The following is a 15,524-nucleotide window of genomic DNA, read 5'->3' as shown; positions in this document are numbered from 1 at the left end:
GCGCGGCATGGAGCTGGACAGCGCCTCAGCCGGTGTCCCGCTGCACGCGCGCCCGGTAAGAGCGCACGTTGCTGCCGCTGATGTACCGGTCCTGCGTGCCCGTCACCGTCCCCACCTTGCTGTCCGAGCCGGTCACCGGCTTGGCCTCGACGCTCGTCTCCCGCTCGAAGGCGTGCGATTTGTCGGTGTTGCGGTAGTACCGGTACAGGGTCCAGTACAACGCGCTCGCGCCGGCCGGACCGGCCAGCAGCAACCAGAGTCCACTGTCGTCGCTCATGAGGTGGTCACCACGATCCAGAGGGCGATGGCTTCGATGACGCTGCCGGCGGTGAGCGCGGCCAGCAGCAGCTTCCACTGCTGCACCGGCACGCTGCCCATGGTCTCGCCGGTGCGGCCGTTCACCGCGATGTAGTGCAGCATGCCGCCGTTGCGGCCGGGCTGGTGGTACGAGTACAGCCACACCGGCAGGTACATCGACACCCAGCGCGTGCCGTGGACCTCGAGCCGTTCGTGCTCCCAGCGCACGCCGCGGTCGTAGCGGTCGACGGAGTCCTCGACCTGGGCGCGGGCGATCGACAGCAACTGGTCCTCCAGCCGCGGACGCAGATGCTCGACGTCGCGGTTGCGCTTTTCCGAGGTGAAACCCGCCAGGTACGACGCGTTCCACTGCACCGCGTTCTTGGTGTCGAACGGCAGGATCGTGTTGATGATGTTGTTGGTGTTGGCCTGGGCGTCCAGGTTGCCGCGTTCGGAAGACGATTCCAGCGGCAGGTCGTCCACGGTGAAGTCCACGTGCCGTTGCACCTGGTAGACGTCGGCGTCGTAGTAGGTGGTCTTGTTCTTCTCGGTGCCGCGCGTGTATTCGCGGGTCATGATCTCGCCCTTGCCGGCCACGCTGGCGCTCACGTTGCCGTCGACGATCATGTAGGGCAGGTAGACGCCGACCACGTTCTCGGGCGTGAACTGCTCCTTGAAGGCCTTCAGCGCGAACAGGCGCCGCTTGTCCACGAACTGGCGGATGCGCGCGACCGCATCCTCCTTCTTGATGTGGAAGGGCAGCACCGCATCGGGCACCGCGCCGTTGGCGATCTGCTCGTTGACCCCGAACACGTGCCGGCACCAGTGGCAGCGTGCGGTCATCGTGCTCTCGGTGTTGACCGTGACTTCGGCGCCGCAGCCGCTGCACTTGAAGCTCATCAGGCTGGCGGCGTCGGCGGCGATGTCGCGCGCGCCCGAGGCGATGACCGTACCGTGCAGCTCGCCGATGCCGGCGCCGAAGCCGAATACCTCCTCGACCCGCGCGCCATGCCATTCGTTGCGGCAGTACTGGCAGACCAGCAGGTCGGTGCCGAGCTTGGGGCGGATGTCGGTGGCGCCGCATTTCGGGCAGCGGTTGAGGCCGTCCTTCAGCTGGTTGGCGGCGGTGTCGATGGCGAGCGGATCCGGCGCCTGCAGTTCGTCGCGGATCGGAGCGGGCAGGGTGGCCGGATCGAGCGGAAAACTGCCCGGCAGGGGCGGCACGTCCTGCGGCGAGCCGGGCCCGGTCACGGCCGCCGCAGGCAAGGGCGGCGGCACCGGCGGCAATGGCGGCGGGGTTCTGGAGTCGGACATGATCGTGGCGTCCGGCAGCTTACAGACCCAGCGCCTTGGCCTTGGCCGCGTCGTAGTCGCTTTGGGTGATCAGGCCCAGGTCCAGCATCTCCTTGGCCTTCTTCAGCTTGGCGACCGCATCGTCGGCGGCCGGCGCGGCAGGTGCGACCGGCTGCTGCAGACTGCCCACGCCGCCGACCATGCCCGTGGCCATACCGACCCCGACCAGGCCCGCGGCGCCGCCATGCTCGCCCGCCGACTGGATGCCCTGGGCGACGCTCGCCTGCAGGTTGGAGTTGCCGCGCGCGCCGGCCAGCGCATCGGCGCGCTGCACGGTCTTGAGCAGTTCCCGGGTATTGGCGTCGTACTCGATCGACACGATCGCGGTCTTGACGATGGCCAGACCGCGCTCGGAGCGCCACTGGTACGCCTGCTCGACCGCATCGGACAGGCTCTTGGCGAAGCCGAGCGAGTCCTGCTGCAGCTTGGTGATGCGGTTGCCCTTGCCCGGGTCGTTCGTGTACAGGCTGAAGGCCGGCGCCAGCGAACCGATCACCTCATTGAACAATTGGTTGGCGGCAGCGTTGTCGAGGTCGGTGAAGTCGAACACCTGGCCCGGCTGCAGATAGCGCGCCGGCAGGAAGTTCTTCACGAACAGGATCGGATCGACGATCTTCAGCGTATACGCGCCGCGCGTCACCGCGCCGACCTGGGTGCCCAGGAAACCGTCGTCCCAGTAGATCTCGGACTGCGTGCCGAAGCGGTTGTCGGGCAGCTCCTTCAGCGACACGAAGAACGCGGCCTGCTGCGACCCCGGCTGGCCGCCGAACTTGAAGCGCTCCCAGCTCTGCCGGATGAGCGGCGCGACCAGGCCGTCGCCGGCGAAGATGGATTGCGAATTCGGATCGTCGGAGCGCCATTCGTAACCGCCCGGCTCGGCGACGAAGCCGGTGATCGCGCCGTCCTGGATCAGCAGCAGCCCGTAGCCCTCGGGCACGACGATCTTCGACCCGTTGCTGATGATGTTCGACGACGCGCCGGTGTTGGAGCCGCGCCCGGCATTGGTGCCGTGCGGCACCGCTGCGAACAGCGCCGCCGTCGCCGGCAGGCCCGTCGGCACGGTGTAGAAGTCCTTCCACTGATCGGCGAGAACGCCGCCGACTGCACCTGACACCGCCTGGACAAGACCCATGACAACTCCGTTTGATTCGTGGACGGGCACCATGCCCATCGTGACCGCCGGACTATATCAGTAGCGGGCGACGGGCGAAGGAGGGGCTGGCCTGGTCCAGGCGTGCGCTGGCCTTGTGCCGAAGCGGCCATCGCGGTATGCCGCACGCCGCACGCCGAAAAACAAAGCCCCGCGGGAGCGGGGCCTTGTTCGGTGAAGGAGTTTCAAGGCGCGGACTGGTGCCGCGCCGGTAGCAGCCTTACGGCAGATTGCACTTGAGCTTGCCGTCCACGTAGTAGGGTTTGGGAACATCCGGGTTCTGGCTGGTCTTCTCGAACACCACCTCGAACGACTCGAGATCCGGCGTGCCTTTGCGCGAGGTGCAGGCGTCCTGCAGCTTCTGCTTCACCGCGGCGATGCCGGCGTCGCGATTGGCGCCATCGGCGCTGTTGGTCAGGTTGACGACCTCGGCGGAGGCCAGCGGGCTCAGGCCGAGCAGGCAACCGGCGAACACGAGTACGTGCAGCTTCTTCATAGAGTCTCCTTTGCGATGTCGATGTCCGTTGGCGGCCGGCGACGTGGCCTGTGCTCCACAGATCTGCGTGAGAGCGTGGCAGGCGTCGTCCGGCGCTTCGGTAGGATAGGGGAAAGGAGTTAAGGCTTCGTGGGGACGGGAAGGCGCTATAGGATTTCCCATTGAGTCGCACGCCAGCTACGCGTATCGGATCAATGAGCGGGATCTGGTGATCGAGTGTGTAGTCAAGCGGGTAGATGCGATCAGGGCGGCGTTATCGCAGTTAGGCACTGCCTGCGGACAGGCAGCGCCACCATCGACCACCGCGCATATGGTGAATGATCGTTCTATTGCTGGTGGTCGCCGCACCGCGCGTTCGCAGCAGCCATCCTTGCAATTCGCTCACTCCCAGACGGTCTGCATGGGAATGAACCAACCAAATGCCGTTGGCCGGGGACGGCCGCATCGTGCATGCGAGCCGGTTCTTCGCACGGTATGTTTTTTCTCCCGCGCTATTTGTCCAGAAAAGAAACGAGCGCAGGAATTGTCTGCTCCGGTGCCTCCTCCATCAGCCAGTGGCCCGAGCCCTTGACGATGACGCCGTCGACATCGGTATCGACCAAACGCGCCTGGTCGATCAGGAACTGGCCACCGGCCTTCTCGCCGGACAGGACCAGCATGGGGACATGGATCGGGGTCCGGGCGAAGTCGGCGAAGTCCTTCGCGTCCTGCTCGAAGTTACGGAAGTATTCGAAGCCGGCGCGCATGCCTCCCGGCTTGGCGTATTGCGCGGCGTAGAACTGCCGGTCCGCTTCGGAGATCGAACGCGCGCGATCGGCAGCGAAGTCGTTCCAGAAATGCTCGAAGTAGATGCGTTCGCGTCCATCGACCAGCTTGAGCGGCACCTCTCCATAGAAGTGGAAGTGCCAGAGGTCGCGCAGCAGCCAGACCTTGGTCCAGTCGCCTACGCCCGGCAGGAAGGCATCCATCAGCACGACACTTTCGACCTGGTCGGGGTACTGGGCTGCGTAGGCGTAGGCGACCATCAGGCCAATGTCGTGGCCGACGATCTTGACCTTGGCATAGCCAAGCGACTGCACCAGCGCATGGATGTCCTGGGCCATGGTCTTCTTGTCGTAGCCGCCTTGCGGTTTCGAGGACGAGCCCGCACCGCGCAGGTCGGGTGCGATCACAACATGGCGATCGCCCAGTTGGCTCATCAGCGGGCGCCACATATGGCTGGTCTCGGCATAGCCGTGCAGCAGCACGACCGGCGTACCGGTGCCATGGCCGGCCTGCAGGTAATGCAGCGTGACGCCATTGGCGTCGGCCATGTGGCTCTGAATGGGATCGTTGGCCGCATAGGCGGTGGATGCGGTGAGGAGCGTCAGCAATGCGATGACGGCATGCCGGAAGGAGCGAAGCAGCGTTTTCATGGGAATTCCTGGTTGGGAGCGTTGCGGGAGGAGGATTTCCTCCCGGTCATGCGGGCGCCGTTGCCGGCGGAGAAGGAACGGGGTCATGGATCGGGGGCGAAGGGCACGCGTGCCAGGAACTCACGCGTCGTCAGCAGCGCATGGGCATAGGTGGGGCCGTTGATTTCGTGCGCGTAGAACATCGCGTCGTGGCTCAAGGCCGCGGTGGCATCGGTGACCAGGGTGACGTGGTAACCCAGCTCGCTGGCGTGGCGGGCGGTGGTTTCGACGCAGAGATTGGCGATCAACCCGACCACGACGACGTGGCTGATGCGCTGTTGCTTGAGCAGCAGATCCAGATCCGTGCTGACGAAGCCGTTAGCGCCCCAGTGTTCCTTGGCCACGGTGTCGCCCGACGCCGGCGTGAAGTCCGGATGCCACTGGCCTCCCCAACTGTTCTTCAGGAATTCCTGCGCTTGCGAGCTTGCCTTTTGGTAGGGGGTGGGGTGCTGCCAAAGGTCGAAGTCGTTGCATTCCGCGCGGTGATGGGGGACGAAGAACAGCGGCCATCGGGCGCAGCGGATCGCCTGCCGGATCCGGCGCAGGTTCTGCAACAGGTCGACGGCCCCGGCAACTTCGGCCAAGCGTGGCCAGAGTTTTCCGCCATCGGACAGCACATCGTTGTAAGGGTCTACCAACAGCAGAGCGGTATGGCCCGGTGGATAGAACGGCCCCAGCGAATCCATGGCAGCTTCTCCGGGCGCGCCGTTGCGCCCACGACGCCAGCATCGGCCGCTCGTCGCATGGGGGCATCGCGGATAACGGTGGCTTGCGCGTCCTCCATTTGGGGGATCCCGCTGTCGCCCCGGGTTTGCTGTACATTGCACCGCGAACGACAGCGGCAGGCGTAGCGGAGCTGGGCATGGCCATCCGGATACTGACCATCGACGATCATCCACTGGTACGGGAAGGCATTTCCGCCATGCTGGAGATCGAGCAGGACCTGATCGTGGTAGGCGAGGCCGGCGATGTCGAAAGCGGCCTGGAAACGTTCCGCCGCCTGCTGCCGGATATCGTGCTCGTGGACCTGCAGATGCCAGGCTGCAACGGCATCGAGTTCATTCGCAGGCTGCGCGGGGAGTTTCCCGCGGCCAGGGCGGCAGTGCTCACGACTTACGGCGGGGATGGCAATGCGCGCGAGGCGATGGCGGCGGGTGCGTACGGCTACCTGCTGAAGAGCTCGTTGAGGGGCGAACTGATCGACGCGCTGCGCAAGATCGCGCAGGGAAAGCGCTGCGTGTCTGCCGAGGTATCGCAGGAGATTTCCCGGCACATCGGCGAGGAGGCGCTGACGGCTCGCGAACTGACGATCCTCACGGCGCTGGCGCGCGGCTGGGAAAACAAGCGGATCGCCAATGAGATGGGAATCTCGGCCGAAACCGTCAAGTCGCACCTGACCCGCATCTTCGAAAAGATCGATGCCAGCAATCGGACCGAGGCATTTCAGATCGCGCTGCGCCGCGGCCTGGTGAGGCTCGACGATTGAACGGTCGCCCCGTACGGACTACGAGGGCGACCGCAGCCTGCGTCTCAAGGTGATTCCTCGTCGCTGATCGCAGGATGCCGATGGACGGCGCGGCTTCCTGGCCTTGGTCGATTGCGACTGGCAGCAGCGTGACCAAGATCGGCCAGCGCTGCCGCGTCAGCGCAGTCTTCCCGCCAGTTCAGACAATGGAACGCACCACGCCACCATCTACGCGCACGGCCGCGCCGGTAGTGGCCGAGGCCTGCTCCGAGGCAAGATAGACGCTGAGATTGGCGACTTCTTCGACCGTTGCGAGGCGTTGAATCAAGGACGTCGGGCGGTGGCTGGCAATGAAGTCCTGTTCGACCTCGGCCTGCGAAATTCCCTTCTCCGCGGCGATTTTCCCGAAGAAATCGCCAACCCCTTCGGATCTGGTGGGGCCCGGCAAAATGGCGTTGACGGTGACCCCAGTGCCGGCCAGCGATTCGGCGAGGCCGCGCGACACGGCGAGCTGCGCGGTTTTGGTCGTGCCGTAATGCACCATCTCCACGGGAATCTGCACGCCTGATTCGCTGGAGATGAATTGGATGCGGCCCCAGCCACGCCGGGCCATTTCCGGGGCGTAATGCCTGGCAAGGCGAACGCCACTCAGCACATTCACTTCGAAGAATCGCATCCAGTCGTCGTCAGGAATATCGAAGAACGCCTTCGGTTCGAAGATGCCCAGGTTGTTGACCAGTATGTCCGTCGCCGATACGGCAGCGATCAGTTCCTGCGCGCCCTTGCTTGTCCCCAGGTCGGCGGCGACGCCCGACACCTCGGCATGCGGAACGTTGTTGGTAATGGCAACGATCGCGGCGTCCACGCGCTGCTGGGTGCGTCCAGTGACAATCACTCGCGCGCCAGCAGCGGCCAGGCCATTGGCGATGGCAAGTCCAATGCCGGCCGTCGAACCCGTGACGATGGCGGTTCTGTTGTTCAAGTCGATCTGCATGGAAATCTCCTCTAGAGGTTTGACAAACGTTGTTCTGGGCTTGCGGTGGCTCATGAAGCTTTGCATTGCAGCGCCGCGGCGTCGAGCGCTCCCTCTGCGGGCACCCGGGGGCGGACTCAGTGCTTGGCTCTCGGAGCATCCACGGGATTCTCGTAGACCGTGTCCGTCGGCCCGAAACCGGTGATGAGCACGGTGACCGCTTCGTCACCGGTTTGCGCGAAATGCGCGGCATTTGCCGGCTCGGTGTAGACCGAACCGGGCGTCAGTGTTTTGAGCTTGCCTGGATCGAACTTCTGTCCGTAACCGAAATGCCACGTGCCCGACAATACCGTCCCGGCGCGGTCGCCCGCATGATGATGCGCGGGAATGGAAGCATGCGGCGCCACGCGAAGCAGTTGGCTGTAAGGGCCGGGCTGCGATGGATCGCCGAGAATGGTCACGACCTGCACTTTCGCATTGCCAGAGCCGCCTGCGCCGCCGGTGGGGGAAATGGCAGAGAGTTCGCTGGGCGTCTTTGCATAGTTGTCCGAGAACGTCGGAACATTCGTCTGCTGCGCATGTGCATCCACGGCAAGCGCAACCAAGAAAGCAATCATCGGCTTGTTCATTTCGTCTCGTCCTTTCGTTGATGTTCGGTTTCTTTGCGCCCGTCATTGGCGACACGGACGCCAAGTGCACGCGGAAGCCTGGCGTACCGTGTCGCGCCGGATCGGGTTCCGCGTGGCACCGTCGGCGGGGCCACGCGCCTACCGACGCCCCGCTTGAGCGGTTGCGTTACTTGCATGAGTCGGCCCGAGGTGACCACCGCTAATCTGGAAGGGCTCTGGGAGAACGCGTGGCCCGGTGAACGGACTGGCCGCAGCGAATCCATGGCAGGTGCTCCAGGCACGTGCCGTGGCGTTCACCACACCAGCATCGGCCGATCGTCGCAGGGCGACATCGCGAGAATCGGTTGGTCGCCCGTCCTCCATTTGGGGGATTCCCCGTGTTGCCCGCGTTCGCCGATCGCCGCTAGCAGGCGGATGCAGCGCTTCACCTGCTGCGCCATACTCCTGAAGTCCATCCGGCGTGGGAGATCGCCGGGCACATCCCTCCGACTGCGACCCACCCATGGCCCTTCTGGTCCCCGTCGTGCCGTCCTTCCGGTTTGGCGAGCCGGGCAGCGTGCGCCGTCTCCTGCATGGCGGCTTCGCCTTGCTCCTGCTCGGCTTGTGCGCAACCGCGCACGCCCTTGCTCCCGATCGCGCCCTGTCGCAGCTGCGGCATGACCGATGGACTCCCGACCAGGGGGCGCCGGCGCAGGTCATGTCGATCGCGCAGACGCCGGATGGCTTCCTCTGGCTGGGATCGCGGCAGGGCTTGTACCGGTTCGATGGGCTGCGCTTCGAGCGGATCACGCAAATCGCAGGCAAGCCCATGAGCGATGACGACATCCTCAACCTGTTCGCCGACGAAGACGGCAGCGTCTGGATCGGCTATGTCAGCGGCGGCATGAGCCGCATGGGCGGACCACGCCCGGCGAACTACGCCTATCAACGCGACGATGTCCCCGTCGGTTCGGTGATCGGATTTGGACGGGACGCAACCGGACGGTTGTGGGCAGCCACGTCGGGCACGATCGTGTACCTGGACCTTGCCACGGATACGTGGAAGGCCTCCGCGGACATGGATTTCGATCCGGCGTGGTCGCCGCGGCGCCTGTTCGTCGATCGCGAGAAGGGCGTGTGGGTGGCCTTTTCGAATGGAGCGCAACACGGTATCGCGCACCTGGCGCCCGGCGCGACGCGGTTCGAGCGCGTGCCGCAGTCCATTGAGACTCCATTTTTCGACCAGGCGCCAAACGGCACGCTCTGGGCGGTGGACGAATGGGGCGTACGTCCGCTTGCGCAGGCGATGCCGCTGCCCGGACGCGCCGGGGCTACTACGGTCAGCTGGCTTGCATCGGATTTCAAGGGCGCCGGCCTTCGCTTCGATCGCGACGGCGTAATGTGGCTCGCCACCGCGGATGGAATCGCGCGCGTACGCGATCCCGCCAAGCTGCATGCGCCGGACAAGACCCATCCCGCGCCGTTGCCGGAATACTTCGGCACCGCGCAGGGACTGACCTCCGAGGTGGTGTGGACGCTGTTCGAGGATCGGGAGGGCAACATCTGGACCGGCACGGCCAACGGTCTGGACCGCTTCCGGGAGAACGCGTTGGCCGCGATCCGCCTGCCGCGGCGCGAGCAGGCATTTTCCGTGGAGGCGGATCGCTCGGGCCGCATCTGGTCGGGCAATCCTGATCAGGGGCCGATGCGCGTCACCCCGGATGCCGACCAAGCTACCGGTGCGCTCGTGCAGGAAATCGGGGGCGCGGACGACGGCGTTACCGCACTGCATCGCGACGGCGCCGGAAACCTCTGGGTCGGAGACGCCGACGGCGGGTTGTGGCGCAGCGACGGGGCAGGGCTCCGGCCTGTCCCGCTGCCGCCGGAGGTCGCCGGTGGCGGCAGGATCGTGACCATGGCCAGCGATCGCGCAGGTGGACTATGGCTGAGCAAGGTCAATGGCGGATTGCTACGGTTCCACGAGGGAAAGTGGGAAGCACAGAACGCCAAGTACGGCATGGACGCGGGGACTGCGCCGCGGGCGCTGGTGGAGGACGCGCAGGGCCGGATCTGGTCCGATGCGGGACAGACGATCCGGGTGTTCGAGCATGGCGGACACCACGATTTCGATGAGGATGGCCCCGGTGTCGGTCGCATCGCGGTGTTGCGCGCCTGGAAGAGCGAGCTCTGGATCGGCGGCGTGCAGGGCGTGGCGGCACGCATCGGCGAGCACTTCCAGCGCCTGCTGGGCCGCGGTGGCGAGACGTTCGAGCGCACCGCCGGGATCGTGATGCTGATCAATGGCGAGGCGTGGTTCATCGGGCGCCCCGGCGTCACCCGGGTGCCCGCGAGTGAGATGGCGCGCTGGCGTGTGCAGCCTTCCTATCGGGTCGCCTTCGATCGATTCGGGGTGTTGGATGGCCTGCGGGGCGCAGCAGAGCAGAGCGGCGCCTCGCCGGTCGCAGTGGCCGACGGTCAGGGCCGGGTATGGTTCGCGACCAGTCGCGGCGTCCACTGGATCGATCCGCGCGAGCTCCAGCGCAGCAATGCAAGTCCAGGTGCCGAGCCCGTCGTGCTGGCCCTGCACGTGGATGAGAAAGAGCTACCGCTCGCATCGTCGCCGACCCTGCCGGCCGGCAGCCGGGACCTGCGGATCGGCTACACGGCGCCATTCCTGCGCAGGCCCGAGCAGGCCCGGTTCCGCTACCGCCTGGATGGACTGGACGATGACTGGCACGACGCCGGCGCCCGACGCCAGGCCTTGTACAGCCGCCTGGCCCCGGGCAGCTATCGGTTCCGGCTCATGGTCAGCGACGGGGCACAAGCCTGGTCCGGACGGGAAGCGGCGTTCACCTTCGAAGTGCTGCCGGCGTTCTGGCAAACCTGGTGGTTCGCACTGGCCTGCCTGGCGGTCACGCTGCTGCTGGTGTGGTGGCTGGTGCGTTGGCGCGTCGCGATCGCGCGCGAAGGCCTGCAGCGGGCGTACCGTGCCCGCATCGGCGAGCGCGAGCGGATCGCACGCGATCTGCACGATACGCTGCTGCAATCGATGCAGGCGCTGGTGTTCCTGGTGGATGCCGCGCGGGGACGGCTCGAACGCGGTGACGGCGAGGCCGCCAAGACCGGGCTTTCCCGCGCGATACGGGAAGCCAATGCCGGGCTGGTGGAAAGCCGTGATCGTATCCGCGACCTGCGGCAGCAGGGCGCGGAACCCCAGGACCTGGAAGCGGCCCTGCGCGACCTGCCGAAGAAACTCGACATGCCGCCGGATTTCGCCTATGAATTCAGTACGCGGGGCAGGCCGGTCCGCTGGCATGCGCCGGAGCAGGACGAGGTGTATCGAATAGTGCGCGAGGCGGTCGCCAACGCGGTGCGCCATGCCGGTGCCAGGCATATCCGCGTGCGCGTGACCGGTGGATGGCTTGGCGTCCTGGTGGAGGTCGAGGACGATGGTTGCGGGATCGAAGCGAACCTCCTGGCACGCGGCAACCGCGATGGCCACTGGGGGCTGACCGGCATGCGCGAACGGGCGAGACTTTTGGGGGCGACGCTATCGGTAACCTCCAGGCCGGCGGAGGGCACTGTGGTGCGGCTGCGGCTGCTACGTTGGCGCGTGGTTAGAGGCATTGGAGTGTAGGTCGGGTTTCGGCTCTATCTACTCAACTAGGGGGCGTCGTCACTAATACCTCCCAACAACCATGAGTCCTGCAGCTGTATCCGACCTCGGCTATCATCCTCCGCAATCTGATGTGAGTACGGATATGGAAGTGCGACTCACGCGCGAGCAGGTGCTCGCGCTTGCGCCCGATGCATCGTCAAGCAAGGCGGCCGGTGGTCTGGCTACAGATGGAAAATGGGGCCTGCTCGGTGCAGATGCCGAAGCCCTATGGGGTGAATGCCAAGGCAGCGGCGCCAAGCCATACCAGACCCAAGTGGAGCTGACCACGCTGGTGAGCCGCTGCTCGTGCCCCAGCCGCAAGTTTCCTTGCAAGCATGGCCTGGCATTGCTGTTGCTGTATGCCGCCGGCAATCCGCGCTGCGTGCCGGGCGCGCGCCCAGCCTGGGTGGAGGAGTGGATGCAGGGCCGCCGCGCCCGCGCGGTCCGGAAGGAGGAAGCCGCTGCCAGCGCATCCCCGCCGGATCCGCAGGTGCAGGCCGCCGCTGCCGCCAAGCGCGAACAGGCGCGCTGGTCGCGCATGGAAACCGGTGCGGCAGAACTGCAGCGCTGGGTGGCCGACCAGTTCCGCCAGGGGCTGGCCAACCTGGGCGCGGGCTTCGAGCAGGAAGCGCAGCGCATGATGGCACGCATGGTGGATGCCCAGGCCCCGGGACTGGCCAGTCGGCTGGAACGAGCGCTGGGCGAGGGCGGGCGCGACCTTGCCCAGCTGGCCGAACTGGGCGAATGCCTGGGGTTGTTGCAACTGCTCACCCAGGCGGTGCCCCGCATGGACAACTTCAGCGCAGCGCGTCAGGCGGACCTGCGCACTGCGCTGGGTTGGCCGATGGAGCGCGAAGCGGTGCAGCGGGAGGGCGAGGCCGTGCGCGACCGTTGGCACGTGCAGGGTCAACACGTGATTGAACAGCCGGGCAACTTGCTCGAGCGCCGCGTGTGGCTGCACGGCCTGGAAAGCGGGCGGGCCGCGCTGTTGCAGGACTACAGCCACGCTGGGCGCGGTTGGGAGCAGCACTGGCGCAACGGCCATGTTCATGCGGGCACGCTGCATTTTCACGCGGGCACGGTACCGCTGCGCGCGGTGCCGGGCGAGGTGGAAGCGGGCATGGACGCCGGTACGGCGCTGCCGCGCGAAGACACGCTGGACGCCGCCGCGCAGGCGTATGCCGTCAACCCATGGCTGCCGCAGGTACCCATGCGCCTTGGGCAGGCGCATGTGGCGCACGATGGCCGCAACGCTTGGGTGCAACACGCCGAGGGCACGCTGCCGCTTCGGCTTCCGACGATGCAGGGCTGGGCGCTGATGGCATTTGCCGGTGGCCACCCGCTGTGCCTGATGGGCGAGTGGGACGGCCAGGCGCTGCTGCCACTGACCGCCTGGAACGCGCCGGGCGAGCGCTGGGAAAGGAGTGGGGCATGAGCGAGGCATGGTTGAAGCCGGCCCTGCTGGGCATAGACCGCCCGCAGGCCATTCCCGCCACAGGCGCGCTCGGCGAAGTGCTCGCCGACGTGGCCACGCAGAAAGATGCAGCGCTGGGCTACAGCCGGCAGGTGGGCGTCTTGGCCGCCTGCCGGCGCGCCGCCTTGCGCATGGTCGCGCCGGTCGCGCTGCCGCCGCCTGCGGAAGTCGATCCTCTGGCGCTGCCCACCGGCCACGCCTGGGCACCGTTGTTGAAGGGGCTATTCGGCAATGCACAGCCGTCGCCGTGGATGAAGCGCGCCCGTTACGAGGCCTGCTTGCAACTGGCCGCACACAACCGGCACCTGCCGGTGGCGGTGCTGCCGCAGGCGCTGGAAGCCGGTGTCCGTCTGAGCGCGTTGCGCCCCGGCCTGCGCCCGGTGCTGGGTGTACGCGGCCGCTGGCTGGCGGCCCGCAATGCAGACTGGGCCTACGCGGCAGATACAGCGGTCGAAGCGGATGCGCCGATGGACATGGAGCAGGTGTGGAACGAAGGCGCGTTCGATGCGCGCCTGCTGGCCTTCCGGCAACTGCGTACGCACAACGCCGAGGACGCCCGCGCGCGTTTGCAGGGCACGCTGAAAGACCTTTCCGCGCGCGAGCGGGTGGACTTCATCATTGCGCTGCAGCCACAGCTGAGCGAGGCCGATGCGCCGCTGCTGCAGCCGCTGTTGAAGGACCGCAGCCGCGAGGTGCGCATGCTGGCGGGTCCGATGCTGGCCCGGCTGCCGTCCACGCCGCACGCGCAATACGTGCAGGCGCAGATGCTCGCCGTGCTGCAGCACCAGCCTGGCGGACTGATGCGCCGTATGACCTGGAAGCTGGAAGCTCCCGCGGCGGCCGATGCCGGATGGGCCGAAGCCGCCATCGACAGCAAGCGCCCCAACAACGATATGTTGGGTGAGCGTGCCTGGTGGCTCTATCAGCTGGCGCGCCAGCTGCCGCTGGCCTGGTGGTGCCATACCCTGGAAAAAGCGCCAGCGCAGGTGCTGGCCTGGGCTCGCGGCACGGACTGGCATGACGCGCTGCTGCGCGCCTGGCTGGAGCGTGTGGACGCCAGCGAACCAGAATGGGTGGAAGCCCTCATCGGTGTGGAGCAACGGCACATGAGCCTGGGCGATCTGCTGGCAATGCTCCCGCCGGCGCAACGCGAACGGCATTGGCCCACCAGTGCGGCCGAACTTCAACAGAAGCGCCTGTTGGGCGAAGTGCTGGACAGCACCGGCCTTGGCCAGACTCTCAGCGCCGCTTACTCGCGGCAACTGGCTGCCGGGCTAGGCGCACTGTTCGGCGAAGCGTCCCTGCGTTATGACTACACCCTGCGCGACGCGCTGCTGGAATTGTTGGCCGTGCTTCACCCCTCCGTGCTGTCGCACGTGCAGGTGGCCGACGCACAGGCCGATGCCACCGAGGCCATGCGCGACTGCGTGCACCAGGCACGCCAACTTCTGGCCTTGCGCCAGACCCTGCATTCCGCTTTCTGATCATCACGCCCTTTCATTGGAGCCAACATGAGCACTGCCGTCCTGCGCCAGCACGCCGAACACCAATACGCAGAAGAGTTGGAAGAACTGCGCCGCCAGGACACCCGCCAGCGCCCGGCCAACTGGATCCTCTCGCCGTGGGCGGTGGTGACCTATCTATTGGGCGGCACGCTGGAAAACGGCTTTGTGGTCAGCCCCAAGTACATCGGCGAACGTCGCCTGATGGAAGTGGCCGTGGCCACCATCGCCACCGATCGCGCCCTGTTGCTGTTCGGGGTGCCGGGCACGGCCAAGTCGTGGGTGTCCGAGCACATGACCGCGGCCATCAGCGGCGATTCCACCCTGCTGGTGCAAGGCACGGCCGGCACCAGCGAAGAGCAGATCCGCTACGGCTGGAACTACGCGCAGTTGTTGGCCCACGGCCCCAGCGAGAAGGCGCTGGTGCCCAGCCCGATGATGAACGCCATGCGCCTGGGCAAGATCGCTCGCATCGAAGAACTCACCCGTATTCCTGCGGATGTGCAGGACGCGCTTATCACCGTGCTTTCCGAAAAGACCCTGCCGGTGCCGGAACTGGGCAGCGAAGTGCAGGCCGTGCGCGGCTTCAGCGTGATTGCCACGGCCAACAATCGCGACAAGGGCGTGAACGAACTTTCCAGCGCGCTAAAGCGCCGCTTCAACACGGTGATCCTGCCGGTGCCCTCCAGCGAAGAAGACGAAGTGGCCATCGTGGTCAAGCGCGTGGCCGAAATGGGCGTAGCGCTGGACCTGCCGGCCGAACCGCCGGCGCTGCAGGAAGTCGCGCGGGTGGTACGCATTTTCCGCGAGCTGCGCAACGGCGTTACCGAAGACGGCAAGGCCAAGCTGAAGAGCCCCAGCGCCACGCTTTCGACCGCCGAGGTCATTTCGGTGATCAACAACGGCATGGCCCTGGCCGGCCACTTCGGCGATGGCGTGCTGCGCCCGAGCGACATGGCCGCCGGCATGATCGGTGCCATCGTCAAGGATCCGGTGCAGGACGCGTTGGTGTGGAAGGAATACCTGGAAACCGTGGTGAAGGAACGCGACGACTGGAAAGACCTGTACCGCGCATTCCGCGAGCACGTCTGAGC

Annotated in this window: 13 protein-coding genes; 5 read left to right on the top strand and 8 right to left on the bottom strand. The window is 66.3% G+C overall.

The window, feature by feature from the left end:
- Positions 1-25 precede the first annotated feature (25 nt).
- The 6 genes from HEP75_RS12390 to HEP75_RS12365 all read right to left on the bottom strand — a co-directional run bounded on the left by HEP75_RS12390 (position 26) and on the right by HEP75_RS12365 (position 5,436).
- Positions 26-277 (bottom strand): hypothetical protein, encoded by a 252-nt coding sequence (locus HEP75_RS12390; RefSeq protein WP_185823219.1) that lies wholly within the window; start codon positions 275-277, stop codon positions 26-28.
- Positions 274-1,611 (bottom strand): TFIIB-type zinc ribbon-containing protein, encoded by a 1,338-nt coding sequence (locus tag HEP75_RS12385; RefSeq protein WP_185823733.1) that lies wholly within the window; start codon positions 1,609-1,611, stop codon positions 274-276. Before HEP75_RS12385 ends, HEP75_RS12390 begins: the two co-directional genes overlap by 4 nt.
- Positions 1,612-1,630: 19 nt before the next feature.
- On the bottom strand, positions 1,631-2,782 hold the full coding sequence (locus HEP75_RS12380; RefSeq protein WP_185823732.1) for an SPFH domain-containing protein: 1,152 nt from the start codon (positions 2,780-2,782) through the stop codon (positions 1,631-1,633).
- A 238-nt stretch (positions 2,783-3,020) separates the two neighbouring features.
- Positions 3,021-3,296, bottom strand: coding sequence for a hypothetical protein (locus tag HEP75_RS12375; protein ID WP_185816361.1), 276 nt, complete (start codon positions 3,294-3,296; stop codon positions 3,021-3,023).
- A 491-nt stretch (positions 3,297-3,787) separates the two neighbouring features.
- On the bottom strand, positions 3,788-4,711 hold the full coding sequence (locus HEP75_RS12370) for an alpha/beta hydrolase (protein WP_185823731.1): 924 nt from the start codon (positions 4,709-4,711) through the stop codon (positions 3,788-3,790).
- Positions 4,712-4,794: 83 nt separating this feature from the next.
- Positions 4,795-5,436, bottom strand: coding sequence for an isochorismatase family cysteine hydrolase (locus HEP75_RS12365; protein ID WP_185823730.1), 642 nt, complete (start codon positions 5,434-5,436; stop codon positions 4,795-4,797).
- A 176-nt stretch (positions 5,437-5,612) separates the two neighbouring features.
- On the opposite strand from HEP75_RS12365, the gene HEP75_RS12360 reads away from it, so the two are divergent.
- Positions 5,613-6,236 (top strand): response regulator transcription factor, encoded by a 624-nt coding sequence (locus HEP75_RS12360; RefSeq protein WP_185823729.1) that lies wholly within the window; start codon positions 5,613-5,615, stop codon positions 6,234-6,236.
- 178 nt (positions 6,237-6,414) lie between these two features.
- Here HEP75_RS12360 and HEP75_RS12355 read toward each other — a convergent pair whose 3' ends face one another.
- Together HEP75_RS12355 and HEP75_RS12350 are read right to left on the bottom strand one after the other, a co-directional pair.
- Positions 6,415-7,209, bottom strand: a complete 795-nt coding sequence (locus HEP75_RS12355) for an SDR family oxidoreductase (protein ID WP_185823728.1) — start codon at positions 7,207-7,209, stop codon at positions 6,415-6,417.
- Positions 7,210-7,325: 116 nt separating this feature from the next.
- Positions 7,326-7,817, bottom strand: coding sequence for a cupin domain-containing protein (locus HEP75_RS12350; protein WP_185823727.1), 492 nt, complete (start codon positions 7,815-7,817; stop codon positions 7,326-7,328).
- 502 nt (positions 7,818-8,319) lie between these two features.
- Between HEP75_RS12350 and HEP75_RS12345 the strand changes: the two genes are divergently transcribed.
- The 4 genes from HEP75_RS12345 (at position 8,320) to HEP75_RS12330 (ending at position 15,522) form a co-directional block, all read left to right on the top strand.
- Positions 8,320-11,433 (top strand): two-component regulator propeller domain-containing protein, encoded by a 3,114-nt coding sequence (locus HEP75_RS12345; protein WP_185823726.1) that lies wholly within the window; start codon positions 8,320-8,322, stop codon positions 11,431-11,433.
- Positions 11,434-11,494: 61 nt separating this feature from the next.
- A complete protein-coding gene (locus HEP75_RS12340) occupies positions 11,495-12,889 on the top strand; it encodes an SWIM zinc finger family protein (RefSeq protein WP_255423845.1) in 1,395 nt (464 codons plus the stop codon).
- A complete protein-coding gene (locus HEP75_RS12335; protein WP_185823725.1) occupies positions 12,886-14,412 on the top strand; it encodes a DUF5691 domain-containing protein in 1,527 nt (508 codons plus the stop codon). Before HEP75_RS12340 ends, HEP75_RS12335 begins: the two co-directional genes overlap by 4 nt.
- Before the next feature lie 27 nt (positions 14,413-14,439).
- Positions 14,440-15,522: an AAA family ATPase gene (locus HEP75_RS12330; RefSeq protein WP_185823724.1), complete on the top strand. Its 1,083-nt coding sequence runs from the start codon at positions 14,440-14,442 to the stop codon at positions 15,520-15,522.
- Positions 15,523-15,524: the final 2 nt, after the last annotated feature.

Source organism: Xanthomonas sp. SI, from assembly GCF_014236855.1.
Lineage (GTDB): Bacteria > Pseudomonadota > Gammaproteobacteria > Xanthomonadales > Xanthomonadaceae > Xanthomonas_A.
Note: the sequence above shows the minus strand (reverse complement) of the source record. Positions and strands in the feature narration are given on the sequence as shown.

What these genes read in the sequence shown, in the direction of transcription:
- HEP75_RS12390 (WP_185823219.1), bottom strand. Translation starts at nt 277, where the DNA reads ATGAGCGACGACAGTGGACTCTGGTTGCTGCTGGCCGGTCCGGCCGGC.
- HEP75_RS12385 (WP_185823733.1), bottom strand. Translation starts at nt 1,611, where the DNA reads ATGTCCGACTCCAGAACCCCGCCGCCATTGCCGCCGGTGCCGCCGCCC.
- HEP75_RS12380 (WP_185823732.1), bottom strand. Translation starts at nt 2,782, where the DNA reads ATGGGTCTTGTCCAGGCGGTGTCAGGTGCAGTCGGCGGCGTTCTCGCC.
- HEP75_RS12375 (WP_185816361.1), bottom strand. Translation starts at nt 3,296, where the DNA reads ATGAAGAAGCTGCACGTACTCGTGTTCGCCGGTTGCCTGCTCGGCCTG.
- HEP75_RS12370 (WP_185823731.1), bottom strand. Translation starts at nt 4,711, where the DNA reads ATGAAAACGCTGCTTCGCTCCTTCCGGCATGCCGTCATCGCATTGCTG.
- HEP75_RS12365 (WP_185823730.1), bottom strand. Translation starts at nt 5,436, where the DNA reads ATGGATTCGCTGGGGCCGTTCTATCCACCGGGCCATACCGCTCTGCTG.
- HEP75_RS12360 (WP_185823729.1), top strand. Translation starts at nt 5,613, where the DNA reads ATGGCCATCCGGATACTGACCATCGACGATCATCCACTGGTACGGGAA.
- HEP75_RS12355 (WP_185823728.1), bottom strand. Translation starts at nt 7,209, where the DNA reads ATGCAGATCGACTTGAACAACAGAACCGCCATCGTCACGGGTTCGACG.
- HEP75_RS12350 (WP_185823727.1), bottom strand. Translation starts at nt 7,817, where the DNA reads ATGAACAAGCCGATGATTGCTTTCTTGGTTGCGCTTGCCGTGGATGCA.
- HEP75_RS12345 (WP_185823726.1), top strand. Translation starts at nt 8,320, where the DNA reads ATGGCCCTTCTGGTCCCCGTCGTGCCGTCCTTCCGGTTTGGCGAGCCG.
- HEP75_RS12340 (WP_255423845.1), top strand. Translation starts at nt 11,495, where the DNA reads ATGAGTCCTGCAGCTGTATCCGACCTCGGCTATCATCCTCCGCAATCT.
- HEP75_RS12335 (WP_185823725.1), top strand. Translation starts at nt 12,886, where the DNA reads ATGAGCGAGGCATGGTTGAAGCCGGCCCTGCTGGGCATAGACCGCCCG.
- HEP75_RS12330 (WP_185823724.1), top strand. Translation starts at nt 14,440, where the DNA reads ATGAGCACTGCCGTCCTGCGCCAGCACGCCGAACACCAATACGCAGAA.